We start from the raw sequence: 10,103 nt of genomic DNA, 5'->3' as shown, positions 1-10,103 counted from the left end.
GGTCCTCGATCCAGGCCCCAACAGCCTGGCTAGCGCCGGCCCGGGTGGGCCACACGCGGCGGTGGTAGAACTCGGTCTTCAGCGTCGCGAAGAACGACTCGGCCATCGCGTTATCCCAGCAGATCCCGGTGTAGCCCATCGACCTGGTGATGCCGTTCTTGGCTGCGAACTCGGTGATCTGCGCCGAGGCGTACTGCGTGCCGCGGTCGGTGTGAAATACAACCTGGGCGGGCAGTTCACCGCGCAGGGTGATCGCCATCTTCAGGGCGTCCTCGACGAGGTCGGTGCGCATGTGATCAGCGATCGCCCACCCGATGACCCGACGCGAGCAGGCGTCGATCACGGTGGCCAGGTACAGCCACCCTTCCCAGGTCCTCAAATACGTGATGTCGCCGACCCAGACAGCATTGATGACCCCGGTGTCCCATTGGCGCTGCACGGCGTCGGGCGGATAGGTGTCGCCGGTCTCGCGTTGGGTGGTGGTGCGCCACGGCCGTGGGCAGATCCCGCGCAACCCGAGTTTGCGCATGGTCTTGGCGACGGTCTTGCGGCTGATGACCTCGCCGTCCTCGCGGAGGTCGGCGAGGATCCTGGGTGCCCCGGAGACCTCGTCGGAATCGCTGTGGAACCAGGCGATCTTGGCCTCGATCTGCTCCGCACGCACAGCCCTCTTCGAGGGCAGTCGCTTGGCCCAGGCGTAGTACCCGGACCGGGACACCTCCAGGAGTCGTGCCATCCGCGAGACCGTGTGGTTGCTCTTCCGCGTGCATCAGTGCGAACGCTTGTCGTTCGTATCCGATGCTTCCTGGGCGAAGAAGAGAGACGCTTTTTTCAGGAACGCCCGATCCATCTTCAACTCAGAGTTCTCCTTACGGAGCCGAGCGAGCTCGACCCGCTCGGTCTCGCTCAGGGCACCATCACCAGCGTCCTGGCGTGACTTGTACAGATTCACCCACCGGCCCAGCGTCTGCTCCTTGATGCCGAGCTCGCGGGCGACCACAGCGACCGCACGACCGGTGTTGATCACCAGCTTCACGGCCTCGTCCTTGTACTCGGGTGTGTACTCCCGACGTTCTCTGCCCATGGTGGAGATCCTCGCTTACGAGGTGTCCACCAGACGGGGTCAAAGCCAGGTGAATCTTCGCGTCAGGGGCTCGATCGCATTGGGGTGAGTAGCGGGACTTGGAACTGTCATCGAGCCGGCGCCGGCCGCCTAGCCAGCGATCGTGCTCTCTACGCCTGATTTCAAGCGGTTCTGTCCGGTCCTGAGTGGTGTGTTTGTCCCCGCGATCCGGTCGGACGGTGATGACGGTCCCCGGCGCCGGGCGGCGCCGCGTCTCGACTTCGCCCATCTGCAGAACAAAAAGTTCGGCGGCAGCCCTTGACGTGGGTGTGACACTGCCCACATGCTGGGTTGCATCCAGATTGCCACCCCGAATATATATCCACGAAGCGTCCTCGGAAAGCCTCGCGGTAGTCATCCACTCAAGGAGAAAGCACGATGACCCGACACAAGACGATCCTCCGCAACACTTCCCTGGCAGCCGTCCTGGCTCTCGGTGCCGTGTCCTTGGCCGCTTGCGGCGAGGACGCGGGGGCGAGCAGCGATGGCAAGAAGGTGATCGGCGTGTCCGTCGCCGACCAGAAGTCCCTTTTCTACGTGGCCGAGGTCGCGGGGATCAAGGACGAGGCCGCGAAGCAGGGCTACGAGGTCAAGATCGTCTCGGCGAACAACGACTCCTCGGCCCAGGTGAAGCAGGTCAACGATCTGCTCACCCAGCAGATCGGCGCCCTGATCTTCACCTCGCAGGACTCGACCGCCGCGGCCGCTGGGGTCCGGGCCGCCAACCAGGCCGGCGTTCCCGTGATCGCGGTCGACCAGCGTCCCGAAGAGGGGGCGGGCGACCTCGCGACCTACATCGCGACCGACAGCGTGAAGGCCGCCTACGAGCTGTGCACGTGGATGTTCGAGCAGATCGGCGGCGAGGGCGAGATCGCGATCCTGCACGGTGTGCTCGGCTCGACCGCCGAGATCCAGCGCACCGAGGGCTGCGAGAAGGCCCTTGCCGAGAACCCCGACATCGAGGTCGTGGCTGAGGAGACCGCTAACTGGGACGAGACCGAGGCCTTCAAGGCGACCCAGAACATCCTGACCGCTAACCCCAACCTCGCCGCAGTGTTCGGTGAGAGCGACGCCATGGCGATGGGCGCCTCCAAGGCAGCCAAGGACGCCGGCAAGGAGATCTTCTCGGTCGGCATCGACGGCTTCCCCACGATGTTCGACGCCGTCACGGCCGGTCTGACCCAGGCCACGATGGCCCAGCAGCCCTACATGATGGGCCAACTCGCCGTGCAGAACGCCATTGCCCTTTTGGAGGGCAACGGTGACGACATCCCTGCCGAGCAGTACCAGGACACGGTGCTCATCAATGCTGAGACGGTCGGGGACCACAAGGTCGAGGACTTCTACGGCCCGGACGCCCAGTCGTTCAAGTGACCCACGGCTGAAGCCCTCCGCCGGGTCGGTCGTCCTCGACACCGGCCCGGCGGTTGGCCCAGTCCCGTTTCCCAAGCTGCGCTTTCGTTCTTCAGTCCAGGCACCAGGAGGTCGCCGTGGTAGAGCATCCAACCGATGAAGGCCTGGTCTGTCGTGGCCTGGTCAAGACCTACAGCGGGGTCAGCGTCCTGAAGTCGGTCGACTTCCACGTCCGTCCCGGCACGGTCGTCGGCCTGATCGGCGAGAACGGTGCCGGCAAGTCCACCCTCAGCTCGGTGATCACCGGCGTCGTCCAGCGTGACGGTGGGGAGATGCTGCTCGACGGGCGGCCCTACGAGCCGGGCTCTCCCTCGGAGGCGCTGCACGCCGGAGTCGTGCTGATCCATCAGGAGATCCGGCTGTTGCCCGACCTGTCGGTGGCCGAGAACATCTACCTCGGCCGGCTGCCGAGTCGCGGCGGTCGGATCGACCGCAGTCGCATGCACCGCGACGCTGCGGAGGTGTTGGGCCTGCTCGGGGTTGATCTCGACCCGCGCCGACCCGTGCGCGGCCTCTCGATGGCCCGCCAGCAGGAGATCGAGATTGCGAAGGCGCTCAGCCGCAATCCGGCGTACGTCATCTTCGACGAGCCGTCGGCCTCGCTCGGCGAGACCGAGACCGAGCATGTTCTCGAGCGGATCCAGAACCTCCGCTCCCTCAACACCGGCGTCGTCTACATCTCGCACCGGCTCGACGAGGTCCTCGAGGTCTCGGACGAGATCGTCTGCCTGCGTGACGGGGCCCGTGTGGCGCACTGGCCCAGTGGCGACGTCGCTCGCACCGAGCTGGTCAATGCCATGGTCGGTCGCGAGTTCACCTATGAGCACGTGGCGCCGCAGCCCAGTCGGGCCGACACGGTTCTGGAAGTACGCGGGCTCAGCAGCCGTGGCAAGTTCACCGACATCGACTTCACCGTCGCCGCGGGCGAGGTCCTCGGCATCGCCGGCCTGGTCGGTGCCGGGCGCACCGAGGTCGTCCGCGCCATCGCCGGAGTCGATCGTCCTGATACCGGCGAGGTCCTCGTCGACGGCCAGCGGTTGCGTCCAGGCAGCCCGCAGTGCGCGATCAAGGCCGGAGTCGTGATGGTCCCCGAGGACCGCAAGGGACAGGGCCTCAATCTGAACCGGACGGCGGCCGAGAACCTGGCACTGCCCTGGGAGAAGAGCCTGTCGAAGCTTGGCATGGTCACCCGGCGCACGATTGCCCGGTTGGCAGCCGAGCAACGCGAGCGTCTCGACATCCGCGGTGACATGCACCTGCCGGTGAAGTCGATGTCCGGGGGGAACCAGCAGAAGGTCCTGATCGGCAAATGGCTGGTCCGCGACCCCCGCGTGCTGATCGTCGACGAGCCCACGCGGGGCGTCGACGTCGGCGCCAAGATGGCGATCTACGAGATCATCCGCGGGCTGGCCGCCCAAGGGCTCGCAGTCATCGTCGTCTCCTCCGAGCTCGAGGAGGTTCTCGGTCTCTCGCACCGCGTGGTCGTGCTGGCCCGAGGTCAGCAGCAGGGGGTCCTCACCCGAGAGGAAGCGACCCCGCAACGCGTGATGGAGCTGGCGTTCGCCGGCTCCGGGGACGGTCCGCTCCCCTCCGAGCAGCCCTCTGCTCCTTTGCTCCAATCCGCCGACGCAACCAGTGGAGTCTGAATCATGTCAATCACCAACCCGACCGGTCGGGAGACGACCCCCGTGACCGACGCCTCCTCCGATGGCGCCGACCGAGCCCACCGCCCCCACCGCCCCGAGGGCCGAAGCCTCCAGGGCGCCGCCCTCACCGTCTTCCGGGCCATCCCCGGTCCTCTGATCGGGCTGGTCGCGGTGATGGTGGCGCTGTCCTTCATGTCACCGTTCTTCCTGACGCAGCAGAACCTCACCAACATCGTCAGCCAGAACTCCGACATCGGGATCATGGCGGTGGGTGCCTGCCTGGTCATCCTGATCGGCGGCATCGACCTCTCGGTGGGCTCGACGCTGGCCCTGTCCCTGATGACCAGCGCCTGGCTCTTCCGCCAGCAGGGCCTGCCCTTCACCCTGTGCGTCGTCGCTGGACTGCTGGTCGGGGCGCTGGTCGGCCTCGTGAACGGTGTGCTGTCGACGTACGGGCGGATCCAGCCGTTCGTGGCGACGCTGGCGACCATGTCCGCGGGTGCAGGTCTCGCCCTCTGGCTCACCGACGGTAACCCGATCAACGGCTTTCCCGGCTGGTACCTCGCACTGGCCGGAAACAAGATCGCCGGCATCCCGCTCCAGGCCTTCATCCTGGTCGGCACCTACCTGCTCGCTGCGTTCTGGCTGCGGTTCCGGCCCAGCGGCCGTGCCTTGTACGCCGTGGGCGGGAACGCCGAGGTCGCCCGGCTGTCCGGCCTGAACGTCACCCGGATCAAGATCGGCGTCTACATGGTCGCAGGAGTGCTCGCGGCCGTGGCTGGCACGATCGTTGGCTCGCGCCTCGACTCGGCGCAACCGACCGCCGGCACCGCCGACCTGCTCAATGTGATCGCTGTGGTCGTCATCGGTGGGGCCAGCCTCTCCGGTGGCTCAGGGAACATGCTCAACACGTTCATCGGACTCATGATCATCGGCGTCCTCAACAACGGCATGTCGCTGCTGAACGTGTCGCCGAACCTCCAGCCCGTCGTCATCGGCGCGGCGATCATCGTCGCTGTCCTCACCGACCGCGGCAGCCGCGCCCGCATCCTCCAGTCGTGACAGGCCCGGACGTGAGTGCTTCCTCCGAGGCGATGGACACCGTCCATGCGCTCATCGCGCGCCACGACCCGGAGCGGGAGCTGGCGCCGTGCGGTCTGCGCCGCCTGGTGCTCGGCCACGACGTCCTGGACGATGTGACAGGCACGGTGGCCGAGCTCCTGGAGCTGCGCGCAGAGCCTGGTACGCCGGTCGGCGGCGCCCGGCCGCGCGTCACGCTGCTCGTCGACCGAGTCACCATCCGGCGTGGCGCCGACGATGTGAAGGATCTGGTGGAGCGCAGCCTGGCTGAGAAGTTCGACGTCCGCCGGGAAGTGCTCGACGACGGCCACTCCGAGCTTCACGTGGTCGACGACGTGCTGGACCAGGCGACCGCGGCCTGTCGTGCTGCGGATGCCGTGGTCGCCCTCGGCGGCGGCACCATTAGCGACATCGGCAAGGTCGCGGCACAGCGGGCTAACCTTGCCGGACGCCCGCCTGTCCTGGTGTCGGTGCAGACCGCCGCCTCGGTGGACGGCTACACCGACGACGTCTCAGTGCTGCTCCGCGACGGGGTCAAGCGGACCGTCCCCTCGCGCTGGCCCGACGCGGTCGTTGCCGATGCCGGCACCATCGCCGACGCGCCACCGGTGATGAACCGGGCGGGCTTCGGCGAGATGACGTCGATGCTCACTGCCCCTGCAGACTGGGCGCTGGCCGCACTGGTCGGGACCGAGCAGAAGTTCCACGAGGCTCCGCTGCGCCTGCTCGAGGCGGTCGGCGAGGGCATCGAGACGTGGTCGCCCGGTGTCGGGCGGGGCGAGCCCGAGGCGATCGAGCAACTGACGCGGGCGTTGGCCGTGCGCGGCATCGTCACCGGCGTCGCCGGCACCACCGCCACCCTCTCCGGCCTGGAGCACCTCGTCAGTCACATGCTCGATCTGCACCACGCCGCCCACGGCCTGCCGACCGGACTGCATGGCGCCCAGGTGGGCGTCGCCGGTCTTGTCGCCGCTTCTGCCTGGGAGATGCTGCACGAGCGGATCGCTGCCTCGACTGTTCCGCCGCGCCTGTGCGAGGAGGCGTTCGACGCGTCTCGGGCCAGGGTCGCGGTGACCGAGGCGTTCGGTTCGCTCGACCCCGAAGGCCGGATCGCCAAGGAGTGCTGGGCCGACTACGAGGTCAAGCTGGCGTCGGTCGCCGCGAACCGGGGCCGGGTCGAGGCGATGCTCACGACGTGGTCCGACCACGCACCCCGGCTGCGGTCGCTCGTGCGCCCGTCCAGCGAGCTCGCCGCGAGCCTCCGAGCCGCCCGGGCGTCCGCCATGTTCGCCGAGCTCGACCCGGCCGTGTCAGACGACCTCGCAGCCTGGGCGGTTGCCAACTGTGGACTGATGCGCAACCGATTCACCGTCGCCGATCTGCTCACGCTCCTTGGCTGGTGGGAGCCCGCCGACGTCGCCGAGGTCCTCGATCGTGCACGGAGCGCGGCCGGATCTGCCCGAGCAGCAGAGGTGGAGGCCTGACGTGCGCGACTACGTGATCGCCATCGACTGCTCCACGACCGCAGCCAAGGCCGTGGTGTGGAACGCCGCCGGCGAGGCGCTCTCGCAGGAGCGCCGCGCCTTCCCCCTCAGCCAGCCCCGGCCGGGTTGGGGAGAACAGAACGCCGAGGACTGGTGGAGTGCCACCACTACCGCGGTGCAGCGTGCGGTGCAGACCGTCGACACCTCACGAATCGGGGCCATCTGCATCACCCACCAGCGCGAGTCCTTCGTCTGCCTCGACCGCACCGGCAAGCCCCTGCGGCCGGCGATGCTGTGGCTGGACACCCGGGCGACGGAGGAGGTGGAGAAGCACGGCAGCGAGGAGGTGCACCGGATCACCGGCAAGCCGGCGAACCCCACCCCCGCTTGGTACAAGCTGCTCTGGCTGGCCACCCACGAGCCCGACGTCGTGGAACGGATCGGCCACGTCGTCGACGTCGGCGGCTTCCTGCTGGAGCGGCTCACCGGCGAGTTCGTCACCTCATGGGGCAGCGCCGATCCGCTGGGGGTTGTCGACCTCACCACCTTCGACTACGACGAGGGGCTGCTCAAGGCTGTCGGCCTCGACCGCAGCCAGCTGCCGACGTTGGCTCCGCCGGGCAGTGTCGTCGGTACGGTGCGCGACGATGTCGCAGCCCAGCTGGGCCTGCCGGCGGACCTACCCGTGGTGGCAGGTGTCGGCGACGGCCAGGCGGCCCAGCTCGGTACCGGCATCACGGCCCCTGGTCGGGCCTACCTCAACCTGGGCTCGGGGGTCGTCTCGGGCACGTTCAGCAACGAGTACTCCTACGGACGCGAGTACCGCACGCTCGCCGCTGCTGTCCCCGGCGCCTACACGCTCGAGACCTTCATGGGGGGCGGCACCGTCAACCTGGCCTGGTTCGTCGAGAAGTTCTCCGGGCTCGACACTCGCGCGCTGGGACTCGACGTCACGCCGGAGCAGGTCCTCGAGACCGCCGCAGCGCAGCTGCCCCCTGGAGCGGAGGGCCTGCTCGCGCTGCCCTACTGGACGGGTGCGCTGACGCCGTACTGGGACCACGACGCGCGCGGCGTGCTGCTCGGGATCACTGGGCGCCACGGCAAGTCCCACGTCTACCGCGCCCTGCTCGAGGGCGTCGCGTTCGAGCAGCGGTTCCTGACGACCGGCGCCGAGGAGGCGGTCGGCACTCCGGTGTCGGACGTGATCGCGCTCGGCGGCGGCTCCCGCAGCCGGATCTGGTGCCAGATCATCGCCGACGTCATGCAGCGCCGGGTCACGGTCGTGCGGGAGCCTGAGAGCACCTGCCTGGGCGCCGGCATGCTCGCCGCGCACGCCATCGGCATCCATGACTCGTTGCAGGCGGCGTCGGAGGCGATGAGTGGCACCTCGTCCAGCTTCGAGCCGGACCCCAAGGCAGCTGCGGCCTACGACCGCCTCTACGACGTCTACCGCGACCTCTACCCATCCACCCGTGGCGTCTTCGCCCGGCTCGCGGAGGCCACCCGATGAGCAGCACCGTCCAAAGCCTGCCCGAGGCGCCCTCGCGTCTCTACGACGCCTACCTCTTCGACCTCGACGGCACGATCTACCTGGGCGACGAGCTGCTCCCAGGAGCCTTCGATCTCGTCACGGGGCTGCGGGACCAGGGCTGCGAGACGCTCTTCCTGTCCAACAACCCCACGCGAGACCCGCAGATGTACGCCGAGAAGCTGACCCGTCTGGGACTGCCGACGCCGACCAGCCACATCGTGAACCCGGTGGTGACCTTGACGGCCTGGCTGCGCCAGGAGGCACCCGATGCCACGGTGTTCGTGATCGGTGAGGACCCCCTGGTGCGGGCACTGCAGGAGGCGGGGGTGCGGACCAGCAACGACCCGGCGCTCATCGACATCGTGGTGGCGAGCTTCGACCGCACCTTCGACTACGCCAAGCTGCAGATCGCCTTCGACGCTCTCTGGCAGCACGGGCGCGCCCGCCTGGTCACGACCAACCCCGACGCCTACTGCCCCATGCCGGGGGGCCGGGGGGAACCGGACGCGGCCGCGGTGATCGCCGCGATCGAGGCGAGCACGGGTGTCCGCTGCGAGGTGAACGTCGGCAAGCCGTCACCGTTGATGCTGACCACGGCGCTGAGCGTGGTGGGTATCCCGGCCACCGACTGCCTGATGGTGGGGGACCGCCTCTACACCGACATCGCCATGGCGGTGGACGCCGGCATCGACTCTGCCCTCGTCCTCAGCGGCGAGAGCACACGCGCGATGCTCGCAGACCTCCCCGTCGAGAGGCACCCCACCCTGGTGCTCGACCGCATCGACGCACTGCTCACGACGCGGGTCGTTCTATGAGCCGCGGTGAGGCTGCGTCCTCGCGATCCACGTCGGTCGACCAGGTGCGTCACATGGTGGTCGCGGCCCGGCTCTACCACGTCCACGGAGTTCGTCAGCGTGACATCGCGGAGCGGCTGGGAACATCGCAGGCGCGGGTGTCGCGGCTGTTGCGCCAGGCCGGTGAGGCCGGCATCGTCCAGACAGTGGTGGCGGTCCCCGAGGGCATCCACTCCGAGCTGGAGGAGTCGCTGGAGGCGGCCTACGACCTGCAGGAGGCGCACGTCGTCGACGTGCCGGAGGGCGCGCCGGACCTGGCCACGGTCCTGGGCAGAGCCGCTGCCCGCTACCTGGCGGAGGCCACCTTCACGGGAGAGACCATCGGGTTCACCTCGTGGAGCCGTACGTTCCAGGAGATGGCGAGGGCGATGCCCGAGCTCCCGCGCACGGGCGCACGTCGCGTGGTCGAGATGCTGGGCGACCTCGGCGCCCCGGTGCTCCAGCACGCCGCCACCCGCTCCACCCAGGACCTGGCGAGGGCGCTGGGAGCTGAGGCGGTCTTCCTTCGCACGCCCGGTGTGGTCGGCAGCAGCGAGCTGCGCGCCACGCTCCTGGCGGATCCGCACGTAGGCCGTGCCCTTGCCCGCCTCGACCACCTCGAGGTCGCGTTCGTCGGGGTCGGCCCGGCTGACCTGCACAGCCTCCTCGAAGCAGAGGACAACTACTTCAGCGCCGCCCAGCTCGCCGCCGCCCGAGAGGCGGGAGCGGTGGGCCAGCTGGTCCAGCGGTTCATCGACGCCGACGGCCGCCCCGTCGAGACGCCTCTCGACGATCTGGTCATCGGCGCCACGCTCGCCCAGGTGCGGGCCGCGCGGCGTCGCGTGGTGGTGGCCGGAGGGCTCGACAAGCAGCAGGCGCTGGCCGCCGCGCTGAGGGGCCGCTGGGTCGACGTACTGGTCGTGGACACGTCGACCGCGCGTTTCCTACTCGAGCTCGCAGAGCCCTTGCCAGCAACGGCACTCGCGCCGTAGC

9 protein-coding genes are annotated in these 10,103 nt (G+C 68.7%); 7 read left to right on the top strand and 2 right to left on the bottom strand.

Annotation, left to right across the window (positions count from 1 at the left end; translation table 11 throughout):
- Together BM204_RS11135 and BM204_RS11130 are read right to left on the bottom strand one after the other, a co-directional pair.
- Positions 1 to 736 (bottom strand): IS3 family transposase (locus BM204_RS11135; RefSeq protein ID WP_143099729.1); only part of this gene is annotated, 736 nt, incomplete at its 3' end.
- A 33-nt stretch (positions 737 to 769) separates the two neighbouring features.
- Complete coding sequence (locus BM204_RS11130; protein ID WP_091113138.1) at positions 770 to 1,084, bottom strand: transposase; 315 nt, start codon at positions 1,082 to 1,084, stop codon at positions 770 to 772.
- Between the two features lie 417 nt (positions 1,085 to 1,501).
- Here BM204_RS11130 and BM204_RS11125 point away from each other — a divergent pair, with 417 nt between their 5' ends.
- The 7 genes from BM204_RS11125 (at position 1,502) to BM204_RS11095 (ending at position 10,102) form a co-directional block, all read left to right on the top strand.
- Entirely contained in the window at positions 1,502 to 2,497 is a 996-nt protein-coding gene (locus BM204_RS11125; RefSeq protein ID WP_091113135.1) for a sugar ABC transporter substrate-binding protein, read from the top strand.
- A 116-nt stretch (positions 2,498 to 2,613) separates the two neighbouring features.
- Positions 2,614 to 4,182, top strand: a complete 1,569-nt coding sequence (locus BM204_RS11120) for a sugar ABC transporter ATP-binding protein (RefSeq protein WP_091113131.1) — start codon at positions 2,614 to 2,616, stop codon at positions 4,180 to 4,182.
- A gap of 3 nt (positions 4,183 to 4,185) precedes the next feature.
- Positions 4,186 to 5,244, top strand: coding sequence for an ABC transporter permease (locus tag BM204_RS11115; RefSeq protein ID WP_091113129.1), 1,059 nt, complete (start codon positions 4,186 to 4,188; stop codon positions 5,242 to 5,244).
- Between the two features lie 11 nt (positions 5,245 to 5,255).
- The gene (locus BM204_RS11110) at positions 5,256 to 6,746 is read left to right on the top strand and encodes an iron-containing alcohol dehydrogenase (RefSeq protein ID WP_143099728.1); all 1,491 of its coding nucleotides are present in this window, start codon (positions 5,256 to 5,258) and stop codon (positions 6,744 to 6,746) included.
- A gap of 1 nt (position 6,747) precedes the next feature.
- Positions 6,748 to 8,256 (top strand): xylulokinase, encoded by a 1,509-nt coding sequence (locus BM204_RS11105; RefSeq protein ID WP_091113122.1) that lies wholly within the window; start codon positions 6,748 to 6,750, stop codon positions 8,254 to 8,256.
- On the top strand, positions 8,253 to 9,092 hold the full coding sequence (locus tag BM204_RS11100) for an HAD-IIA family hydrolase (protein ID WP_091113120.1): 840 nt from the start codon (positions 8,253 to 8,255) through the stop codon (positions 9,090 to 9,092). The genes BM204_RS11105 and BM204_RS11100 overlap by 4 nt, the downstream gene beginning before the upstream one ends.
- On the top strand, positions 9,089 to 10,102 hold the full coding sequence (locus BM204_RS11095; protein ID WP_091113118.1) for a sugar-binding transcriptional regulator: 1,014 nt from the start codon (positions 9,089 to 9,091) through the stop codon (positions 10,100 to 10,102). Before BM204_RS11100 ends, BM204_RS11095 begins: the two co-directional genes overlap by 4 nt.
- The last annotated feature ends 1 nt before the right edge of the window (position 10,103 follow it).

Origin of the sequence: Nocardioides psychrotolerans, from assembly GCF_900113685.1 — a bacterium.
GTDB lineage: Bacteria > Actinomycetota > Actinomycetes > Propionibacteriales > Nocardioidaceae > Nocardioides > Nocardioides psychrotolerans.
The sequence above is the reverse complement of the archived record's forward strand: the minus strand, read 5'-3'. Positions and strand labels throughout refer to the sequence as shown.